12 protein-coding genes are annotated in these 20,882 nt (G+C 63.8%); 1 reads left to right on the top strand and 11 read right to left on the bottom strand.

Annotated features, from left to right (window positions below):
- Window positions 1-1,890 (top strand): ABC transporter ATP-binding protein, encoded by a 1,890-nt coding sequence (locus tag AC1KVG_RS17200; RefSeq protein ID WP_481095195.1) that lies wholly within the window; start codon window positions 1-3, stop codon window positions 1,888-1,890.
- A gap of 41 nt (window positions 1,891-1,931) precedes the next feature.
- On the opposite strand, the gene AC1KVG_RS17195 is transcribed toward AC1KVG_RS17200, so the two are convergent.
- The 11 genes from AC1KVG_RS17195 to AC1KVG_RS17145 all read right to left on the bottom strand — a co-directional run bounded on the left by AC1KVG_RS17195 (window position 1,932) and on the right by AC1KVG_RS17145 (window position 20,211).
- Complete coding sequence (locus AC1KVG_RS17195; RefSeq protein ID WP_481095194.1) at window positions 1,932-4,595, bottom strand: TonB-dependent receptor; 2,664 nt, start codon at window positions 4,593-4,595, stop codon at window positions 1,932-1,934.
- Window positions 4,596-5,148: 553 nt separating this feature from the next.
- A complete protein-coding gene (nagA, locus tag AC1KVG_RS17190) occupies window positions 5,149-6,309 on the bottom strand; it encodes an N-acetylglucosamine-6-phosphate deacetylase (RefSeq protein ID WP_481095193.1) in 1,161 nt (386 codons plus the stop codon).
- 2 nt (window positions 6,310-6,311) lie between these two features.
- On the bottom strand, window positions 6,312-7,340 hold the full coding sequence (locus tag AC1KVG_RS17185) for an SIS domain-containing protein (RefSeq protein ID WP_481095192.1): 1,029 nt from the start codon (window positions 7,338-7,340) through the stop codon (window positions 6,312-6,314).
- A 5-nt stretch (window positions 7,341-7,345) separates the two neighbouring features.
- Window positions 7,346-8,413: a LacI family DNA-binding transcriptional regulator gene (locus AC1KVG_RS17180; RefSeq protein WP_043889880.1), complete on the bottom strand. Its 1,068-nt coding sequence runs from the start codon at window positions 8,411-8,413 to the stop codon at window positions 7,346-7,348.
- Between the two features lie 40 nt (window positions 8,414-8,453).
- Entirely contained in the window at window positions 8,454-9,728 is a 1,275-nt protein-coding gene (locus tag AC1KVG_RS17175; RefSeq protein ID WP_023905112.1) for a sugar MFS transporter, read from the bottom strand.
- A 44-nt stretch (window positions 9,729-9,772) separates the two neighbouring features.
- Window positions 9,773-10,495, bottom strand: a complete 723-nt coding sequence (locus AC1KVG_RS17170; RefSeq protein ID WP_172839323.1) for a GntR family transcriptional regulator — start codon at window positions 10,493-10,495, stop codon at window positions 9,773-9,775.
- Window positions 10,496-10,752: 257 nt separating this feature from the next.
- Window positions 10,753-11,925, bottom strand: coding sequence for an acyltransferase family protein (locus AC1KVG_RS17165; RefSeq protein ID WP_481095191.1), 1,173 nt, complete (start codon window positions 11,923-11,925; stop codon window positions 10,753-10,755).
- Complete coding sequence (locus tag AC1KVG_RS17160; RefSeq protein WP_481095190.1) at window positions 11,922-12,050, bottom strand: hypothetical protein; 129 nt, start codon at window positions 12,048-12,050, stop codon at window positions 11,922-11,924. Before AC1KVG_RS17160 ends, AC1KVG_RS17165 begins: the two co-directional genes overlap by 4 nt.
- Complete coding sequence (locus AC1KVG_RS17155) at window positions 12,047-14,446, bottom strand: alpha-N-acetylglucosaminidase (protein WP_481095189.1); 2,400 nt, start codon at window positions 14,444-14,446, stop codon at window positions 12,047-12,049. Before AC1KVG_RS17155 ends, AC1KVG_RS17160 begins: the two co-directional genes overlap by 4 nt.
- A complete protein-coding gene (gene galA / locus AC1KVG_RS17150; RefSeq protein ID WP_481095188.1) occupies window positions 14,443-17,337 on the bottom strand; it encodes a beta-galactosidase GalA in 2,895 nt (964 codons plus the stop codon). The genes AC1KVG_RS17155 and galA overlap by 4 nt, the downstream gene beginning before the upstream one ends.
- Before the next feature lie 165 nt (window positions 17,338-17,502).
- Complete coding sequence (locus AC1KVG_RS17145) at window positions 17,503-20,211, bottom strand: TonB-dependent receptor (protein WP_481095187.1); 2,709 nt, start codon at window positions 20,209-20,211, stop codon at window positions 17,503-17,505.
- Between the last annotated feature and the right edge of the window lie 671 nt (window positions 20,212-20,882).

Raw genomic sequence — 20,882 nt, 5'->3', positions numbered from 1 at the left:
ATGGCAGAGCAACCGGCACAGATCCAGAACCCGTACTGGCGTATCGCAAGCGACGCTTCCGCACAGGGCCTGGGCGCAATCATGGTCAAGCTGGTCAGCGCAATCCGGCCGGTCGTGAGCATCGCCCGACGCGCCGCGCCGGCCGCGACCCGCGTACTGGTCGCGAGCCAACTGCTGGCGGCAGCGGCAGCGGTCTGGGGATTGCTGTTGCTCAGGCAGGTGTTGGGCGTACTGCTCTCCGGCGTCACCGCGTCCACGTTGATCGCGCAGTTGCTTCCCAGCGTGTCGTTGCTGCTGGTCGCGCAGTTGCTGCGTGTTGCTGCACGCGCCGCGGACCTGTCCGCGCAAGCGCGCTTGGTACCGAAGGTAAGGCATCTGGCCGACGACCAGATCCTGGCCGCCAGCCTGTCCATCGATCTGGCTGCATTCGACGACCCGCACTTCTTCGATCGTATGCAGCGCGCGCGCGACCGCGGCGCATTGCACATCGAGCGCGTTGCGGTTTGCCTGTCCGAAACGCTGTCGGCGCTGCTGGCGGTGATGGCCGCATCGCTCGCGTTGCTGTGGCTGCATCCGCTGCTGTTGCTCGCCTTGCTGGTCGCCTTTATCCCCGAAGGCTGGGCGGCGCTTGCCGCCGCACGGCTGCACTATGCCGGCATGGACAAGACCATCGCGTTGACCCGGCATGCACGGATGATCGCCGAACTTGCCACCTCGCGCGATGCAGCCGCAGAAATCCGTGCCTGCCAGGCGCAGAACTACGTGCTTGGCCAATACCGGCGCAGCGCGATTCCACTGCAGGAGCATCTGATCGACCAGGCCACCGTCGAAGCCCGAACAATGACGCGTGGCCGCCTGCTCTCGATGCTCGGCCTATTGCTTACCTTTGCCGGTCTTGCCGCGATGTTGCAGACAGGCTGGTTGAACCTGGCTCTAGCCGGCACTGCAGTGATCGCCATCCAGATCACCACCAGTGCATTCGCGCAATGCTTGCGCATGCTGCATGAGATCTCCGAGCGCGCGCTCTACATTGCCGACTATCACGATTTTCTGGCATTGGCAGCAACCCAGGTTGCGGCAGGTGGCGACAAGATCCCGCCCGCGCAGGCGGGCGAGATTGTGCTGGACGATGTCGGCTTTTGCTACCCAGGCATGACCGAACGCATCGCGCTACAGGGCATCAGCTTACGCATCGAGGCAGGTCAGACGATTGCACTGGTCGGTGAAAACGGCTCGGGCAAGACCACCCTGGCCAAACTGATTGCGGGGCTCTACCGGCCCAGCATCGGTGCGATTTACTGGGGCAGTATCGATTTACGCCAGTTTCAAACACAGGTATTGCGTGAGCGCGTGAGCATCGTGCAGCAGCATCCGCTGCGCTGGCCAGGCAGCGCGCGCGACAATCTCCGGCTCGGTCAGCCCGAGCGTCATGACCCCTCGGACGAGCAGCTGCAGCGTGCCGCTGAGCGCGCACAGGCAACTGCGGTGATCGAGGGATTACCTGGCGGCTGGGATTGCCTGTTGTCGCGTGAATTCGTGGGCGGTCACGATCTCTCCGGTGGTCAATGGCAACGGCTTGCAGTGGCGCGAGGCATCTTTCGCGATGCACCGCTGGTGATCTGGGACGAACCCACCGCTCCGCTCGACGCCAAAGCCGAATACGCGGTCTTCGAATCACTGCGCGAACTCGGGCGCGATCGCACCGTCGTGCTCATCACGCATCGCCTTGCGAGCGTACGCGAAGTGGACCAGATCTTCTTTCTGCAAAAAGGCCGGTTGATCGAGCAAGGCACGCACGTAGAACTGATGCAACACGGCGGCGCCTATGCGGAGCTGTATCGCTTGCAGGCGCGACAACACGAAGCCGATGGTCAACAGCGCCAGGAATGACCGGAGCAGCTACGTTGCAGCAGCCGCTCCGGCCATGATGCTCAAAGCTTGAAATTCAGACTCAGCATGAAAGAGCGGCCGTTTTTATAGATGTAGTACGGTTGGTTCTTGTTGCCGATGTAGCTGAAGTAGGTTTCGTCCAGCAGATTGGTGGCTTCCAGCGCCACGCGCAGGCGCTCGGTGGCCTGGTAGCCGAACGATGCATCCACCTGGGTGAAGGCATCGGTCATCTGCTGACCATTGAGCCGGCCGATCTGGGTGAAGTATTCCGAGCGCCAGCCCAGATTCACCCGCGCGCTCCATTTGCCCTGCTCGTAGTACGGGCTGATGTTGTAGGCATTGCGCGAGTTGTACGGCAGGCTGTAATCGCCGTCGGTCTTGGAATCGGAATAGGTGTAATTGGCCACCACGCCGAATCCGTTGCCGAAGTTGTGCTGCAAGTTGAGCGCCACGCCACGCACCTTGGCATCGCCGGCATTGGTCGGCACGGAGGTCTGGTACGTGCTTGAACCGCCGGTGGCGTTGTTGAAGAACACCCGGTCTTCCACCGTGGTCAGGATGTAGTTGGAGATATCGCGTGAGAAGAATTCGCTGCTGAGCAGGCTGCTGTCGGAGAAATACCACTCCAGCGATGCGCCCAGATTGGTCGACTCGTACGGGCTCAGACCGGGATTGCCGGTGGATGCGGTGAGCGTGGTGTCGTCGGTGGCCACGTACGGGGTCATGTTGGTGTAGCGCGGCCGCGCGATCACCTTGGAGGCGGCAAAGCGCACCATCAAATCGTCGCGCAGGTCGTAGGCGATATTGAAGGCCGGCAGCCACTTGCCGTAACTGTTGAGGAAGTTGACAGGCGTGTAGCCGCCGCCCGGCGCATAGCTGAAACCGTCGGTGGAATCGCGCGTATGCACATAACGTACGCCGATGTTGCCGCGATACCGCTCGCCGGAAAAATTGGCTTGCAGGAACCACGCACGGTTCTGCTCTTCGATGCTGTAGTTGCCGGCGTAGCTGATCGGCAGCCCGTCATCGCCTTCCAGTCCACTGATGTACTGGCTGATCACGCCGCTGTTGATCGTCGACCATTGCTGCATATCGGCGCTGGTGGATATGCCATCCAGATAGCCCGATGGCGTGGTGCCCGGCGAGAATGCGGCGAGCGTGCTGCCATCGTTCGGCGTCCAGGTGCGGCTGTACGCCGATTGCCCGGTGGCGTGATTGGTGAGCTTGATGCCGGTCAGAATCTGCGTGAACGGCCCCCACTCCACTGCATGATCGAAGTCCAGCTGCAGATAGCGCTCTTTGTCGTACTGCGGGCTGTGGCTGGCCGATGCATTGTTGAGTTGCATCGCGGCCGCGTTGGTGGGGTCGGTGCTGTAGTCCATCGCAGTACGGCGCCCGTCGATGTTGTAGCTGTAGCCGGCAAGATTGCGGAACTGGATGCCGTAGATGCGCTCGGCACCACCTTGCGAGCTGGTGTAGCCAACCTGGCTCGACGCATTCCAGCCGTCGCCATGCCAGTCGGCACGCAAGTGGATGCTGCCGGTGGTGACATCGCTGTTGCGCAGATAACCGTCCAGGAACGTGGTGGATTGATCGCCGAATGTACCCGAGGTGGCCACGCCGTTTTCGAAGCCCAGTGCCTGCGCATCGCCCGGGTTGGAGCCCCAGTAGCCGTAGCGGCTCTGGTTGTAGTTGTCGAAACTTTCCTTGACGTACAAACCGGTCAGATTGAGCTCGAAGTCGGCATCCGGCTTCCACTGCAATGCGGCGCTGACACCATCGCGCTTGCGGGTCTGCTGAAACAAGGCCGTGTTGATCGAGGTCGGAAACACACCGGTGTTATTGCCCACCACACCCGGCGGAAACCCTGCGCCTTCCACGTTGTCGTAGCCGAAAATTTCCACACCATCGCGGCGCAACACGCGCTGCGAATGCATCACCGAGGTGAGCACACCCAGGGTTTCATCCTGGTTTTTCCAGCTGTACAACGCCGATACGTTCGGCTTGGGGTCTTCGGAGCGATCGTTATAGCCGTAGCTCACCGTGCCGGTCAGCGTATTGCGCTCGAGATCCAGCGGTTTGCGCGTGTGCACGATCACGGTGCCGCCGATGGAGCCTTCGTCGATACGCGCTTCCGGGGTCTTGTAGACCTCCATCAAGCCGACCACTTCCGGCGCCAGGGTGCTGTAGTTGAACGAGCGGCTATCCGGATCGTTGGGGTCGCCGCCCCAACTGGTGGAGGCAATGGTCTGGCCATTGAGCAGCACGCGATTGAGCGCAGGATCGGTGCCGAGGATGCTGACTTTTTCGCCTTCGCCGAATTGCCGGTCCACGGTGATGCCGGAGAGCCGCGACAGCGATTCGGCGACGTTGGTATCGGGGAATTTGCCGATGTCTTCGGCGCTGATCGCATCGACGATCGCATCGGCATTGCGCTTGACGTTGAGCGCCTTGCCGAGACTGGCCTGATAGCCCACCACCTTGATTTCATCCAAGGTGGAGACCGATGGATTGGTTTGCGCGGGTGCCTGTTGCTGGGCGGGTGCAGGCTGTTCCTGCGCGAATGCGGGAAGTGCCGCAGTGCTGGCAAAAGCCGCGCCACCCAACAGCAAACCACGGACCGCTGCGCTCAGTGGCGAACGACGCGGTGCACGCGCATGACACAGGAAATGACCGGACAACTCGAACACACGGGGATACACCATTGCGTGGACCTCTAGGCTGATACGTCGCAACCGGTGAGTTGCGCAAGAACGCGCGATGCGCGTGCCATGCCCCCGCACTCCGTCCCCTGTGCCGGATGCGAGCAGCGTCCCGCACTGCCTCGTGGCGTGCGGGTCAAGACGGCAGACCGATGCATGATCGGCGCCAGCGTCTGCATGAATTCGGAGTGTGCTCCTGTTCGCTGACAACGTTATCAGCGAAGGTGCCTACCGCAAGCCGCGCTGTCAACTCAACGACACAAACAGCCTGATTTATGTGTATTTCGTCGAATTCAACGCAGATAACGGAATGACGACGTGATCACCATCGCATTCTTTTTGGTGTTCAGGCAGACCACTGCGCATAGAGCCCTGATGCCATAAGGCTGCGCACGCAGATGTTGCGATGCAAAGTGTTTGCACGCTTTGATGTGGCGCGTACTCGTACACAACGCTCTCACCAGAAAGCGCTCGACTTCTGCTGCAGAAGTGCTGCGAGTCCATGCGGCTGCGGCAACTCGCCGCGCAGCATGGATCCACGCACCGGCACGCACGCCTACTCGCGCTGCCCGGCCACCCAGGTCGCCAACACCTGCACATCCACATCCACATCCACCAGCACCAGATCGGCTTGATAGCCCGGCGCAATCCGACCGAGGCGATCGCCCAGGCCGATGCACTGCGCGGGATAGGTGGACGCCATGCGCGCGGCTTCGGCCAGATCCACGCCCAGCCATTGCACGCTGTTGCGCACGGCGGTGGCCATGTCCAGCGCGGAGCCGGCCAGTGCGCCGTCGGCGTTGCGCACCACACCGTCCACGGCGGTGATGGTCTCGCCATACAGATCGAAGCTGGGGCTGTCGGCGCCGACCATCGGCATGGCATCGGTAACCAGCAACAGCTTGCCGCGCGGCTTGGCCGCCAACGCGACGCGCAGGCTGGCAGGGTGCACGTGCACGCCGTCGACAATGACACCGCACCACACGTTGGGGTCTTCCAACGCGGCGCCCACGGCACTGGGCTCGCGCCCGGTCAGTTGCGACATTGCGTTGTACAGATGGGTGAAGCCACTGACGCCGGCGGCAATGCCGGCGTGCGCCTGTTCGTACGTTGCTGCGGTGTGGCCGGCGAACACGATTGCGCCGCCGGCAACGAAGGCGCGAATGTCGTCCAACGGCACGCGCTCGGGTGCGAGCGTGATCAGGGTGACGCCGTTGTCCAGCGAGGTGTCGACTGCAATCTCGTGCGCGTCGGGCAGGCGGAACTTGTGCGCGTCGTGCGTGCCCTTGCGGGCCGGGCTCAGGTACGGGCCTTCCAGATGGATGCCGAGCACACCGGGCACGCCTTGCGTGATCGCCTGACGCGTGGCGTCGATCGCCTCGGCCATCACCTCGGCGGTGTCGCTGATCAACGTCGGCAACATGCCGGTAGTGCCGAAGCGGCGATGCGCTGCGGCGATCGTGGCCAGTGCCTGCGGGTCGCGCGCGTTGTTGAACAGCACACCGCCGCCACCATTGACCTGGATGTCGATGAAGCCCGGCAACAAGGTGGCGCCACCCAGATCCACGCGTGTGTGCGCCTGCGCAACACGCGCATCGTCGGCCGCCACAATCGCCTGGATCTGCGTGCCCGCCAGCAAGACAACCAGCCCATCCTGCAAGCCGTCGTCGGTGAGCACGCGTGCATTGCACAACGCTTGAATCGGGGAAGCATCCATGTTCAAACCGTTTCCGTAACCTTGTTCAAATGCGGCGGCAAATCGGGATTGTTGCCACGCTGCAATGCGAGCGCATTGATGGCGCGATAGAAACTCTGCACGGTCAGCAGCGGTGCGCTGGCCGGATGTGCGGCATCGGCCAGCGGCAGGTCGCCATCGGGCGCGGCCAGCCACACCTGTGCGCCACGCGCGCGGAATTCGGCGGCAAGCGCACGCGTACCGGCACCGGTTTCATCCGGCTGGGCAAACACCAGCACCGGGAAGCCTGGCCCCACCAGCGCCATCGGGCCGTGTTTGACCTCGGCCGAGCTATAGGCTTCGGCGTGCAGGCCGCAGGTTTCCTTGAACTTCAAGGCCGCTTCCTGCGCCGCGCCCAGGCCCAGGCCGCGACCGAGAACGAACAGGTTGTGTGCGGGCACCAGGCCGGCAGTGAGTGCAGACCAGTCGGCCTGCCAGGCGTTGCGCAACTGCTGCGGCAATGCATCCAGCGCGGCCAACAATGCGGGGTCGTTCTTCCACACCGCGCCCAGGTGCAGCACTGCGGCGAGCGAAGCCAGATAGCTCTTGGTGGCGGCCACGCTTTTCTCCGGGCCTGCGCCCAGCGGAATCACCACCTCGGCCAACTGCGCCAGCGGCGAATCTTCCACGTTGACCAGGGCGACCACGCGCGCACCGGCAGCCTTTGCGGCTTCGGCATTGCGCAGCAGGTCAGGGCTCTTGCCCGATTGCGAAATCACGATGTACAGCGCGCCGCGCAATTGCAGCGGCGCTGCGTAGACCGAGCCCACGGATGGCGAAGCGGAAGCAGTCACGATGCCAAGCTGGGTTTCGAACAAATACTTCGCATACGTCGCGGCGTGATCGGAGCTGCCGCGCGCGCAGGTCACCACGAACGGTGGCGGTGTGTCGCGCAGCGACTGCGCAAGTGCGGCGATGGTATCGGCGTTACGGGCGAACTGCGCAGCCACCACGTCGGCGGTTTGCGCCGCTTCGCGGAACATCAAGGTATCGGTTTCGAGGGGAAGGCTCATCGGGCTCAGACGGATTCGGTGGGAGAGGATTTGGCGGCCGGCGGTTGCGCCGGTGCTGTGGAACCGCGCACGACCAGTTGCGGCACGAAGCCGCGGTTCTGCAATTGCGCGGGCTGATCGTCGTAAGCATCGCTGCGCAGCTGGCTGATCAACAGGCGCGCGGCATGCCGCGCGATGTCGTCGGTGGCCTGCTTTGCGGTGGTCAATGCCGGCCAGGACTGACGCGAAAACGGGCTGTCTTCGAAGCCGGCAATCGAGAGTTGATACGGCACGTTCATGCCGGTGGATTTGGCCGCCGCCAGCACGCCGGCGGCGATTTCATCGTTGCTGCCGAAGATGGCGGTGGGCGGCTCGCGCAGCGACAACAGCCTGCGCGCGCCACGGAAGCCATCGTCGAAGGTGTAGTCGCCGGGAATCACCAGATGCTTGTCCAGGGTGATGCCGTAATCCTTCAGCGCGGCCTCGTAGCCGGCGTAGCGCTCGCCGCTGGAGCGATGCTGCGGGCCGCCCCACAAAAAACCGATGCGCTGATGGCCCAGTTGCACCAGATGTTCGGTGATCTCATACGCCGCAGCGCGGTCGTCGATATACACGCACGGGCCATCGCCGGGGTCATCGGTGGCGGCGATGATGCGCACGCTCTTGATGCCGCGCGCGGCCAACCCAGCCATCAGCTCAGGGCGCTCGGACATCGGTGCGGTCAGCACCACGCCGGCCAGACGCGAGCGTTGCACCCATTCGGCCAATTCTTCGGCCAGCAACGGCGAGGTGGAATCGCAGGGATGGATTTGCAGACCGAAGCCGGTTTCGCGGCACGCGGCGAGCACGCCATTCTGAATGGCGATGATGTGATACGGGTTGGGGTTGTCGTACACCAGACCGATCACGAACGGCGTACCGCTGCGCAGATTGCGTGCGGACGGATCGGGTTCGTAGTCGAGATCGGCGATGGCGCGCAGCACGCGCGCGCGCGTGGCCTGCATCACCGATGGCTCGTTGTTGATCACCCGCGACACGGTCTTCAACGAGACCTTGGCGCGCTCGGCGACATCTTTGATGGTGGGCCTGCGCATGGATGTACCTTGTTCGTCGGAACGCATCATGCCGCGTCGCTCACTTGGCCTGGGCCGGCAGGCCCACGCGATGACCGCGCAGCGAATAGAACAGGATGTACAGATAGCACGGCACCATCAGCGCAGCGAACACGACCTGGAAGTCGTAGTGCTGTTTGAGAATGGCGAACAGCTGCGGAATGATCGCGCCACCGGCAATACCCATGACCAACAGTGCCGAACCGATTTCGGTAAAGCGGCCGAGCCCGCGAATGGCCAGCGGGAAGATCGCCGGCCACATCATCGCGTTGGCAAAGCCCAGCGCGGCAACGAAGCCCACCGACACATAGCCATGCGTGAGCAATGCACCGAGCGAGAACAGCACACCCAGCACCGCCGACACGCTCAAGTAGCGTGCCTGCGAGATCACGCGCGGAATCAGCACCAGGCCGGCGATATAGCCCACCAGCATCGCGCCCAGCGTGTAGGAGGTGAACAGTTTGGTGCTGTCCAGCGGCAGGTTGAAACCATGACCGTAGGTGCCGATCGCATCGCCTGCCATCACTTCCACGCCCACGTACACGAACAGGCACAACACGCCCAGCCACAGATGCGGGAACTGGAAGATGCTGGATTTCTGCACGCCGGCAGCGCCGGGCGTTGCATTGGCCTCGGAGGCCTTGAGTTCGGGCAACGGCGAGAACAATACGCCGATGGCCAACAGCAACAGTACGCCGGACATCACCAGATATGGCGCATGGATCTTGGCGGCAAACGCAGTGAGCAAGGTCTCCTTGGTCGCCGCATTGGCACTGGCCACCTGCTCGGACAGATCGCCGATGCCGTGCAGCACCAGCGAGCCGATCAGGATCGGTGCCAGAATGCCGGCGATCTTGTTGCAGATCCCCATCAGCGCGATACGCCGGGCCGCGCTTTCGATCGGGCCGAGGATGCTGATGTACGGATTGATCGCGGTCTGCAGCAGCGCCAGGCCGCTACCGATCACGAACAGGCCGCCCAATGCGCCCGGATACCAACGCTGGGTGGCGAACTGGCCGAACGCCGCCGCACCCACCGCCATCACCACCAGACTCAGCGCCAGGCCTTTCTTCATGCCGGTGCGTTTGAGGATCCACGACGAGGGCAGCGCCAGGAAGAAATACGACAGGTAGAACACCATCAGCACCAGAAACGCGTTGACCTCGTTGAGGTCGAACGCCAAGCGCACGAAGGTGATCAGCGGCCCGTTGATCCAGGTGAAAAAGCCGATGATGAAAAACAGCACGCCGACGATGGCGATCGAGACAACGGGATTTGCGGGCCTGGCAGTAGTCATGGATCGGCTGGCTCTGAGGTTGTCGTTGGGGACGCCGGGTGGAATCAGCGGCGCAGTTCGGCGACGAAATCGTAGAAGTCGTTGTGGCAATAGGTGTCGGTCAATTCGATCGCGCTGCCATCGCGCGCATAACCCACGCGCACAACATGCAGGATCGCCTCACCGGTCTTCATGCGTAGGTGTTCGGCCAGCCGCGCAGGCAGATTGATCGCGCGGAAATACTGCAACGCGCGTACCACCGGGGTGCCTTGCGCATCCAGATAGCTGTAGAGCGAATCGCCGATCTGCTGCGGGTCGGCGACGATGCGTTGCGGCAGCACCGCGTGCTCGTAGGCCATGACGCGGTCGTCGGCGCTGCGCAGGCGTGTCAGCGAGGCCACGGCCGCATCCGGCGACAGACCGAGCCGCAGGATTTCTTCGCCATGCGCCGGGCGCAGGCGCCGCTCCAGCCAGCGCGTGCCCGGCTCGTAACCCTTGATGCGCAGCGTCTCGCTGAAACTGGTTAGGCCGCTCAGCTGATGCTGGATCTGCGCGGTGACGAAGGTGCCGGCGCCCTGACGGCGCGAGACCAGGCCTTGTTCGACCAGCACATCCACCGCCTGGCGCAGGGTCACCCGCGAAATCTGCAGCCGCTCGCACAGCTGGCGCTCGGCCGGCAGCGCCTCGCCGGCCTTCCACTCACCGCCGCGGATGGCGTCGGTGAGCTTGCCGGCCAGTTGCAGGTACAAGGGGGTCGGCGCGGACGCGTCCAACGCCAGATCGTCCACCCGGGGATCGGTGTCGTTCCGGGGTGCCGCCTTGGGTTTGGCCATTGCTTGTCCTCCGGACCGACTTGGATTCGTTAGGTCCAATATAGTACCAATTTGGCCGCAGCGCATCTGTGCAGTGCCGATCCCGGCGACAGCTCGCACTGACCTGCGAATCGCAAGGTTCCGCGCGTCACGCGGCGGCCGGTGCTGGCAGGATCTGGCGGCGACAACCTGCAAGCATCGGCAGCCATACCATCACTTGACGCGCCGTGGCCTCACAACCGCAGGTACCAGCGCCGCTGATCCATCCACCAGCCCACGGCCCAGCACAGCAGCGTGTAACTCAGGGCGCATAGCAGCGAGCCGAGTGGCCCCGGCGCGATGGTCTGGAAGACGCGGATACCGGCCCAGGTGTACAGGTCCAGGCCGGAGCTGCCGGCCGGGAGCAGGCGCAGCACCACCACGAACAATTCGGAGAACAGATAGATCGCCAGCGGGTTGCGCCCCAGCACGGTGAAAAAACCGCTGCCGCCGGTCCAGCCGCGCAGCTCCAGCAGGTAGACCAGCACGCCCAGGGCCAGCAGATCCAGGCCCACGGTGCAGGCGACGAACGACCCGCTCCAGAGCTTTTTCGACAGCGGCCAGGCCGGGTTCCACAGCAACGCGAGCAGCACCAGGCCCGCGCCGGCCAGCAGCAGCGTGCGCGTGGCCGCAGCGGTCTTGCCGCGGCGCTGCAGGAAGCGCCCGGTCACATAGCCGGCCAGCACGTTGACCGTGGCCGGCAGCGTGCCGAGCAGGCCTTCCGGGTCGAAGCCGTTGTCTTTGCGATACAGGTGCGCGCGCCCGTACAGCCACAGATCCAGCCGGGTGCCGGCGTTGCCGGTCTTGCTCAACTCGGCGCCGGGCTGGCCGAAGACGTACAACACCGCCCAGTAGCCCAGCAGCAGCGCCACGCAGGCCGGCGCGATGCCGCGTGGCGGCAGATAGCGCACCAGCAACGCGGCAAGGAGATAGCACAAGCCAATGCGTTGCAGCACGCCGGTCAGGCGGAGTTGATCGATCGCGGTAAATGCCCATTCCCCACCGGGCTGCAGATGAAAGAACGGAAACCAGTACATCAGCACGCCGCATAGAAAAATCAGCGCGGCGCGCTTGCCCACGCGGCCGAGAAACTGCCGATGCGGCGTGTCGGTTGCCAGCGCGAAACTCATCGCGCTGCCGACTGCGAACAGGAACGAGGGAAACACCAGATCGGCGAGCGTGAAGCCGAACCAGGCCGCGTGGGTCAGCTGCGCATACGCCTGCGCACCCGGCCCGGCGGTGTTGACCAGGATCATCAGGAAGATGGTCAGGCCGCGGAAGACGTCCAGCGATAGAAAGCGTTCGCGCTTTGGCGTTAGCGTTGGCGATGCAGTGATCGCTGCAGCAGCGGGTGTTTGTTCGCTCATTGCAGTTCCTTGTCCAGGCACTGCAGGTGGGTGCGAGGTGTGCGTTTGATGCCGATGGCTTGCGTGATTGCATCGCCGCTGCAGCGGTCATGCATGCCGACGAAGCGCAAGACGGATCCGCTCATTGGGCGGCGCCTTGGACAGTTCCGTGCATGGCGCCGTGCGCAACTCCTTGCACCTCGCTTTGCATGTCGCTTTGCAGAGCGCTCGGCACATCGTCGTGCGCATCCACCTGCGCCAGCAACGTGCGCAGCGAGGTCAGTGGATCGCGTGGTGGCTGGCGCTTCGGAACGGTGCCCTGCTCGGCCCATTGACGCTCCCACGCTGCAAGCTGGTTGTTGAAGGCCACTTCGTCGAACGGCGTGCCGGCCTTGCGCGCATCCCGGTAGGCGCTCAGAAAGCGCGTCCAGCGTTGCAGATAGAACTCCACGTACATGCCTTGCCAGGCCTTGGACGCGTAATCGGCAAGATTGCCGTCGCCGCCCCAGACGCTGACCTGCGCGCGCGCATTACCCACATACACGCGACGCAATGCGGCATCGTCGCCCGCGGCCGCGGCCGCCTGGCCGGTCCAGTCGGCGAGGGTTTCGTGTTGGCCGCCGACCAGTGCATCGAGTCCTTGCACCAACCGCGTGGTGCGCGCCAACAGCGCATCGCCGCGTGCGAAGTTGCCGGCGCCGTACGCCTGCACCACTGCCTGCAGTTGGCGGTCGGCGTGCAGGCTGAGGTAATGCCGCGCGTCTTCGATCAGGTCGTAGCGGTACAGCGGCGCGTCGGCGTAACGGTCGGCTTGCTGCAGTAGCGAGTCGATGGCGCGGCGCAGGCGTTGCGGATCGCCGGGGCGATCGTCGAAGCCGACGATGTCGGCAGTCGGCCGCTTGAACAGCAGATACGCGCCGGCCCGCTTGTTCCACCAGCGCGGCGACCAATAACGGGTCTGGTAGATGCCAGCTTCCAGATCCGACCAGGCCTGCAGCAATGCCGCATCGCTACGACCGTAGCGGGCGCGCGTGTACTGCGTGAGCCACTGCGACCACGATTGCTGCGGGCCTTCCCAGGCCAGCGCGTAGAGATACTCGTAGACCACCGAGTTGCTGTGCAAGCCTTCGGGAAACACGCCGAAGCCGCGCAGATTGCGTTTGTCCGGATCGGCCAGCAAGGCCTGCAGATCCTGCCGATAAAACGCAAAGTCGCCGTACAGCGGATTGCTGGCGCCGTAGTTGTGCACGTAGCCGTAGATCCATTGTTTGTTGTCGAAGGCCTGCGAGGCCTTCCAGGTGCCGGGATAGCGGTCGTTGCCGATGTCCAGCACCATCAACCGCGCGTCCGGCACCTTGCCCAGAAACGCCGCGATCGCCTGCGGTTGCCAGAACTCGCGGTCGGCACCGAACAGCCAGCCCTGCATCACCCAGGTGGCCTGCGGATTGACCTGGGCGATGGAGCGATACAGCGCCTGACCGTACTCGGCCAGGCGCGCGTCGCGTTGCGCAGGCGGCACTGCCTTGGCGCGTGCGGCGTCGGAGTTGGCGATGCTGTCGCCATATTTGGCCGCGGCCACGTCGCTGCCGTCGTCGGCCACTGGCGGCAGCATTTCGTTGAAGGCATCGGCCAGATAGAACTCGCCAGCGCCGTAGGTTTGCGTGTACAGCTCAAGGAATCGGCGCGCAACTTTGGCGAACAACGGATCGCGCGGATCCAGCCAATAGGTTTCGTGAAACCCCTCCCAGGCGCGCATGCGGTAGATGCGCGCGTTCGGATGTGCCTGTGCGAATGCCTTGGGCACGTAGCCGGCAAACGCCGGCAGCACCGGTTGCATGCCCAGCTCGCGCATGCGTGTGAGGATCTGCGTCTGCAGCACGCGCTTGCTGTCGATCCACTGTTGCGGCAACGGCGCGCGATAGCCTTCGATATTGCCCATGCGCTGCCACGGGGTAAACGCCGGGCCGGAGAAATACTCCGCCAGCGCAGCATCGCCCACATCGAACTCGCGCCACAGCGCTTGCCAGATTGCTTCCTGCCCTTCCATCGCCAGCGGCATGTCGATGCCGTGCAACGCCATCCAGTCGATCTCGCGCTGCCAGCGCGGCCAGTCCCAGAACGGCGTGGTGTAGCCGTAGGTGCAGGTATTGAGATAGGCACGATGCGCAAACGGCGTGCGCACCTGGCCGCTGTTGTAGGTGGGCCATTGCGCCGGCAGTGCCACGCGGTCGCCTTCCCAACTCATCGACGCCGCACCGGCCTGGCCGAGATATGCGTAGGCGCCGCGCGCCAATGCTACCTGTGAGGAGCCGGCAATGCGCACCGTGTCGCCACCGGCATCGATGCGATACCAGTCTGCGCCGTCGCCGCGTGGCGCCATCGTCATCTCGAACTGTGCGGCACGTGTGCCGATCAAACGTTGCACCACCGCCTGTGCGGGCGGTGCGGCCAGCACGCTGACTGGAATGGCGAGCAACGCGCTCAGCAATGCACCAGCGAACAGGCGCGCATGCGACGAGGGTGAAAACGATAAAGCAATCATGGCGAGTTCCGATAATGCACGGTGACGACGTCGTGGAATCCAAACGGCTGATCGGCGGCGACCTGCATGATCACCGCCAGCGTGCGCGCACCGGTCGCTGGCGCAAGCGTCAGTTTGATCGGCGTGCCGGCTGCCGCTTGCGCCACCGCGTGGCCATCCAGAAACACCTGCGCCGGCCCGCTGAGCCGGCCCAGATCGAGCACGCCGCCGTGAGTCTGCACGCCTTGCCACGGCGTGAACTGGGTGCGGTACAGCACGTAGCCGGCGCGCTCGGGTGCGGTTTCCAGCGTGCCGGGTAGCGTGTTGCTCCAGCTGTTGTTGTCGTTGGGGCGGCGCGACAGATCCGCTGCCGGTGGCTGCGCGAATGCGGCAGTGTGGCGCCAGCTTTCGACCACCATCACTGGTGCGGTCACTGCCACAGCCGCTGGTAGCGGCACCGCCGTGCAGGCGATCTCGGCCACCGCATCTTGTAGTCCTGCGGCGCGCGCCTGTAGGCGTAGTACGCCGACACCGCTCCCTGCCTGCACGATGGCCTGCGCCAGTCCGTTGAACAAGGCCACCTGCGTGGCCTGATCGGGTGCGTGCGCATTCGGGTCGCCATTGCCCACGCCCAGCAGCCGGCCGCCGCTGATCTGCAGCGTCAGCGTTGCATTGCAATCGGGCACGTGGCGGCCTTGCGCATCCACCGCCTCCAAGGTCACCGGCTGCGCGTCGCGGCCATCGCCGCGTAGTTGCGCGCGGTCGGGCGTCAATCGCAGCGCAACCGCTGGGCTGGTGGTTTCCACGCGCGTGCGTGCCACCTCGCGGCCATCGCGCCAAGCCACCGCTTCGAGGACGCCCGGCGCGTACTGCACCTGCCACTGATTCATCTGCGCGCGATCCACCGCCTGTTTTCCCAGCGAGTGGCCGTTGAGCCATAGCTCCACCTGCGCGGCATTGCAGAACGCCATCACCTTGATCGCCTGACCTTCGCGGCCCGGCCAGTTCCAGTGCGGCAACAGATGCAGCACCGGCGCATCGTCGATCCACAAGGCGCGGCGCAACCAATACGCACCCTTGGGAAATCCGCACTGGTCCATGATGCCGAAGAACGAGCCCACCGATGGCCATTCGAACGGGGTGGGTTCGCCGCGATAATCGAAGCCGGTCCACACGAAGCTGCCGGCAACGAACGGGCGCTCGGCAATCAGCTGCCAGGCGAGGCGATGGGTATTGCCCCAGTCGGCGGCCAAGCTGTCGTCTTCGGCCACCACGTGCGCATCCAGATCGGTGAACCACGCCCCGCGCGTTTGAAACGCACTGGTGTCTTCGCTGGACAGCATCGGCGTGCGCGGGCGCGCGGCATGCACGCGGTCGTAGTTGTACTGGCGATAGTTGAAGCCGAGCACGTCCACCACATCGGCTGCGCCGCGCGTGGCGAACATGCCATCGTTCATGCCGGCGGTGATCGGGCGGGTGTCGTCGAGCGCACGCACCGCGTTGGCCGCGCGCGCGATGATGGCGTAGCCGATGGCGGTGCCCTGCAGCGGCTCTTCGTTGAGCAGCGACCACAGGAATACGCTGGGATGGTTGCGCTGGCGCCGCACCATCGTTTGCAACAGCGCCACGTACTCGGGTGCGGGGTTGAACAAGCGGTTCTCGGCCATCACCAGCATGCCCAGCCGGTCGCAGGCCTGCAGCAGTTCCGGCGCCACCGCGTGATGCAGGCGGATGGCATTGCAGCCCATCGATTTCAGGCGACGCAGGCGAAACGCATGCAAGGCATCGGGCAGCGCCACACCGACGCCGGCATGGTCCTGATGCAGGCACACGCCCTTGATCTTGAGCGCGCGGCCGTTGAGGAAAAAGCCGTGGTCGGCATCGAAGCGCAGGCTGCGAAAACCGATCTCGCACTCGGCATGATCGCTGCGGCCGTCTTCCCCGCGCACGCTGGCCACCACGCGATACAGCACCGGCGTGTCCACGCTCCAGCGCTGCGGCTGCGCGACCGAGACGCTCACTTTTGCCTGCGCAGTGCCGAATGTAGCGACGCGTAGTTGCGTCTCGCCATGTGCCACCACAACATCACGTGCATCGCGTAGTTCGACATCTACCCAGGCCTCGGCAGGCTGCTCGCCACTGTTGACCAGCTCCAGCTCCACCGGCACCTGCCAGACATCGCCCGGGCCTTCGCGCGGCACCGCTGCCAGGCCATCGCCAGCGATGTGCAACGGCGTCCGCAACACCAGCCAGGTGTGCCGGTAAATGCCGCCGCCTTCGTACCACCATCCATCCATCGCATCGGCATCCACACGGATGGCGATGTTGTTCAAGGCGTTGCCGTAGCGCGCGACCGGCGTGAGGTCGATCACCAACCCGTTGTAGCCACTCCAGCTGCGCGCCATCAGCATGCCGTTGACCCACACGGTGGCATGGCTGGCGATGCCGTCCAGACGCAGCTCCACCGCCTGGCCGCGCGCCGACTCGTCCAGCCGCAGCGTGCGCCGGTACCAGGCGATACCGCGCGGGCGATAGCCTTGCGCGATATTGGCGTCGGCGCGCACCGGCTGCTCCACCACAAAATCGTGCGGCAGTTGCAGCTGCCGCCAACCGGTGTCGTCGAAGTCCGGCGCCGCCGCGCCCCAGGCCCGGCCGGCCTTGGCGTTGTCGTAGGTCTCGTCCTGCGCAAGCAGGCGCGGGAACGGCAGATCGCCGTCATGGAACCGCCAGCCTTCGTCCAGATCCAGCCATTGGCCACTGCCATCTTTGACCGATGGCGGCGGAGTGGGACGCGGCTTTCCGGTAACACCAGAGCCTGCAGTTGCAGCGCTCGCCATGCCGAGAGTCAGCGTCGGAACCCCGAGCAACGACGAGGCACAGACGCTACCGGCGAGGAAGTCACGCCTGCGCATGGCAGTGCCCGATCAACAGCATTGCGTACATCCCCTGCGAACGACGCGCAGCAGCAACACCCGCAGCATCTTTGAAGTGCGCTCCCACAACAGCTGCAGCATTGCATTCAATGCGTGCTGTAGCACGCAGCCGTGCACACTGGCGCTGCGCGCCCTCCCCCGCCATCAAAGCATGTCCCACTGCATCGACAGGTAGTAGCTGCGACCAGTAACGCCAGTCATCTGCCAACGGCTGGTGATGTCCTTGTAGGCCTCTTCGGTACGGTTGGTGAGGTTCAAACCACCCAGCTGGAAGCTGAGCTTGTCGTTGACCTGATACCCGAGCACCGCATCCAGCTGCGTGCGCGCCTTCATGGTGTGGCCTTCGCGCGCGAAGAAGCTGTCGCTGCTGTCCTGCTCGTACTCACTGCGATGGTTGAGCGAGACGCGTGCCGAATAATGCTGGCTTTCCCAGTATGCGGTGGCGTTCCAGGTCTGCTCGGACAGATTGCGGATCTGGAATGCCGTATCGCGCTGTGGAATCACCCGAGTGAAGTTGGAGGTCACGCCGAAGCCATCGATCGGCAACCACGCATCCAGCGATTGTGTCCAACCCAGCTCGTAACCGCGGATCTTGACTTTGCTCGGATCGTTGGTGGTGGCGGTGATCTCGTAGATGTTGCCGCCGCCGTCCACGCAGTCGCCGGCCGCATTACTGGACAGTGCGGTGCCGTTGAACGCGCCCGGGCAGACGATGCTGTTGAAGGTACCGTTCTTGATGTTCTTCCAGAACCCAGCAACGGTGAGCGCGCCACCGTTGCCGTAGTACCACTCCAGGCTCAGGTCGGCCTGGTCGGCGGTCAATGCCTTCAGATCGGTCTGGCCCTGGGTGACAATGAACGTGGTGGTGCCGCCGGTATTGGTGCCGGTGGAAATGGTCGAAGCAATGGCGGTATTGCTGTCCAGGATCGGCCGCACCAGCACCTTGGCGGCGGCAAAGCGCAGCAGCAGGTCCTCGCGCATGTCCAGCACCAGATTCAGGCTGGGCAACCAGTTGGAATAGTCGTACGGCGCGCGCGCGGTACCGATCACCACGTTGGCGTCGTCGCTGGCTGCCTGCGCCTGGGTGAGGTAGGTGTCGGTGGTGCGTTTGGTGTTTTCATACCGCATGCCCACGTTGCCACGCAGGCGCATGCTGCCGATGTCGGTATCGATGCGCGCCATCACATAGGCCGATGAAATGTCGTTCTCGATGCTGTAGCTGCTTTGCGGGGCGAACAGCACCGGCACGGTGATGCCGGCAGCCGCCAGCGAGCGCGCGTAGGCCGCGATGTCCGGGGTGACCCAGCTGTCCTGCGAGGCGAGTTGTCCGTCGAGGAAGTTGCTCACCGTGCTGTTGGCGGCCGACAGTTCCGGGAACATGTCGAAGCCCGACACGGCACCGGTCCTGAGCAGATACAGAAAATCGCGCCGGCGCACATCGCGGTCGAAGGTTTCGCGGCGGTATTTGGCACCGAAGCGCACCGCGTTCAACGCGCCCAGGTCCAGATAACGCTCGGCATCCAGTTGCAACGACCATTCCTTGTTGCTGAGCGACTGGATGCCGCCATTTGGATATTCGCTACGCACCAGATTGGCCTTGTCCCAGGCGCTGGCATCGGTGGCGTCGGCATCGGTGATCAGCGAAATCGCATCCGAATTCGAGGTGTCCAGCAACGTCGAGGTCGGCTTGCGGCCCAGGATCGCCGCGCGCTCGTTTTCGTCGGTCTTGCCTTCGGTGTAATTGGCCGCGCCACTCACGGTCCAGGCATCGCCCTTCCACTTGAAGTCGTAGGTCAGCAGCCGCGTGGACAGATCGTGCTGTTCGATCTGGCGGTTGTTTTCCAGCCAGTAGTCCGACGCCGACACCTGCGTGGCGGTGAGCCCGTTGGTCTGCAACACGGTCAGCGGACTGCGCTCGAACGAGTACACCAACTGGTTCATATCGTTGGCGGTTTTGTCCTGCGAATACAAGGCAGTGAGGTTCATTTCCAGCTGATCGCTGGGCTTCCACTGCAGCCCGCCGTTGAACATCTTGCGGGTGGTTTCGCGCTCGATCGAGCGATAGCGCGGGCGCCGCGGAATGTACAAGGTGCCGGCGTCGGTTTGCTGCGTATACCAGCGGTCGATCCACAGATAATCGGCGCGATCCTTGAGCTTCTGATAACCGGCGCTGAGGAACACGCCCAGATCGCCACCCCCGAATTTGAACTGGTCGATATAGGTCAGCACGCCCTTGGGCGTGGGCGCGCCGCCGGCAAATTCAGCGTATTGCGCCTTGGCCGAAAACAGCAGCTTGGTCTGCTTGTAGTCCAGCGGTTTGGTGGTGTTGATGTTGACCGTGCCGGACAAGCCACCGGCATCCATGTCGGCCGACGGCGACTTGATCACCTCGATCCCGGCCGCCACTTCCGGCTGGATGATATCGTAGCGGAAGCCATCGGTGAAATCGGCGCTCTTGATCACCTGGCCGTTGATGGTGGTGGCCGAATACTGCGGCCCCAGGCCACGCACGCTGATGGTGGAACCGCGCCCGTTGATGGTGGAGATCTGCACACCGGGAATGCGCTGGATCGCCTCGGCGATGTTTTCGGCGGGAAACTTGCCGATGTCCTGCGCCGAGATGCCATCGGTCATGCGCACGTCGTCGCGCTTGTTGTCCATCGCGGTGATCAGGCTCTTCTGGTAAGAGCTGGTGACCTTGACCGTATCGAGCTGGGAAATCTGCGCAGCGTCTGCAGGCGGCGACTCCTGCGCCTGCGCGCTGGCGCCGCAGGCAAGCAGCGACAGCGCGATGGCGATGGACAGCGAGGAAGGCGAACAACAACGCAACGAGGCACGCGAGACAGGTGACATGGGAGATCCTGAGGTGGAATGGCTGGACGACGACGCGACTGGCATTCCGATCGATCAGCGATGACAGATCCCGGCGTTGGGCAACCCACCCACACGCGCACAGGCCCCCAGTCCCGGACATCCGGAACCGCCTGCGATCTGTTGTTTGAGACACACCCCGTACGGCCCCCCGTGGGTGCCGATGCCGCCTCCCTCCCAGGACGGACATCGCGTGCCATTGCTGATCAACGGCCCTGACTGGCAAATACCAATTCAGTGGATTTGATTCTTATGGTCTTTAAAAGATTCTGTCAACAGTCACTGTCGAAAGTGTTTGATCGCTCCTCGTGACTAGAGCCAAGTCCTTTATCCAGGGGTTTTTGTGGATGCGCTCAGGATCATTCGGGTGCATCCCGGGTATCGTTGTCACAGGACCAGTCAATGACCAATTCGCTATTACCAGACCAATTTTGTTCCAGGCGAAATGTGCCAGACGCACCGCATTCGCTGGAAGCTGCGTCACAGTCCATATTCAGGCGTTCCTGCGTGTCGAAAGCGGCGTCAATGTCTCACCAACGCAACCAGCTGACTGTTGCAATGACTACAGGCGGCGCTACGCCGACAACGTTGTCAGCAGGCTAGCTATGCGCGCCATCAAATCGGCCTGGACGAAGCCACAGGCCATCACGCAT

Source organism: Xanthomonas sp. NCPPB 3959, from assembly GCF_056675575.1.
Note: the sequence above shows the minus strand (reverse complement) of the source record. Positions and strands in the feature narration are given on the sequence as shown.

Excerpts from the sequence above, each read along its gene's own strand:
- AC1KVG_RS17175 (WP_023905112.1), bottom strand. The coding sequence starts at position 9,728 with ATGACTACTGCCAGGCCCGCAAATCCCGTTGTCTCGATCGCCATCGTC.
- AC1KVG_RS17155 (WP_481095189.1), bottom strand. The coding sequence starts at position 14,446 with ATGATTGCTTTATCGTTTTCACCCTCGTCGCATGCGCGCCTGTTCGCT.
- AC1KVG_RS17185 (WP_481095192.1), bottom strand. The coding sequence starts at position 7,340 with ATGAGCCTTCCCCTCGAAACCGATACCTTGATGTTCCGCGAAGCGGCG.
- AC1KVG_RS17195 (WP_481095194.1), bottom strand. The coding sequence starts at position 4,595 with ATGGTGTATCCCCGTGTGTTCGAGTTGTCCGGTCATTTCCTGTGTCAT.
- AC1KVG_RS17200 (WP_481095195.1), top strand. The coding sequence starts at position 1 with ATGGCAGAGCAACCGGCACAGATCCAGAACCCGTACTGGCGTATCGCA.
- AC1KVG_RS17180 (WP_043889880.1), bottom strand. The coding sequence starts at position 8,413 with ATGCGCAGGCCCACCATCAAAGATGTCGCCGAGCGCGCCAAGGTCTCG.
- AC1KVG_RS17160 (WP_481095190.1), bottom strand. The coding sequence starts at position 12,050 with ATGAGCGGATCCGTCTTGCGCTTCGTCGGCATGCATGACCGCTGCAGC.
- AC1KVG_RS17165 (WP_481095191.1), bottom strand. The coding sequence starts at position 11,925 with ATGAGCGAACAAACACCCGCTGCTGCAGCGATCACTGCATCGCCAACG.
- AC1KVG_RS17145 (WP_481095187.1), bottom strand. The coding sequence starts at position 20,211 with ATGTCACCTGTCTCGCGTGCCTCGTTGCGTTGTTGTTCGCCTTCCTCG.
- galA (WP_481095188.1), bottom strand. The coding sequence starts at position 17,337 with ATGCGCAGGCGTGACTTCCTCGCCGGTAGCGTCTGTGCCTCGTCGTTG.
- nagA (WP_481095193.1), bottom strand. The coding sequence starts at position 6,309 with ATGGATGCTTCCCCGATTCAAGCGTTGTGCAATGCACGCGTGCTCACC.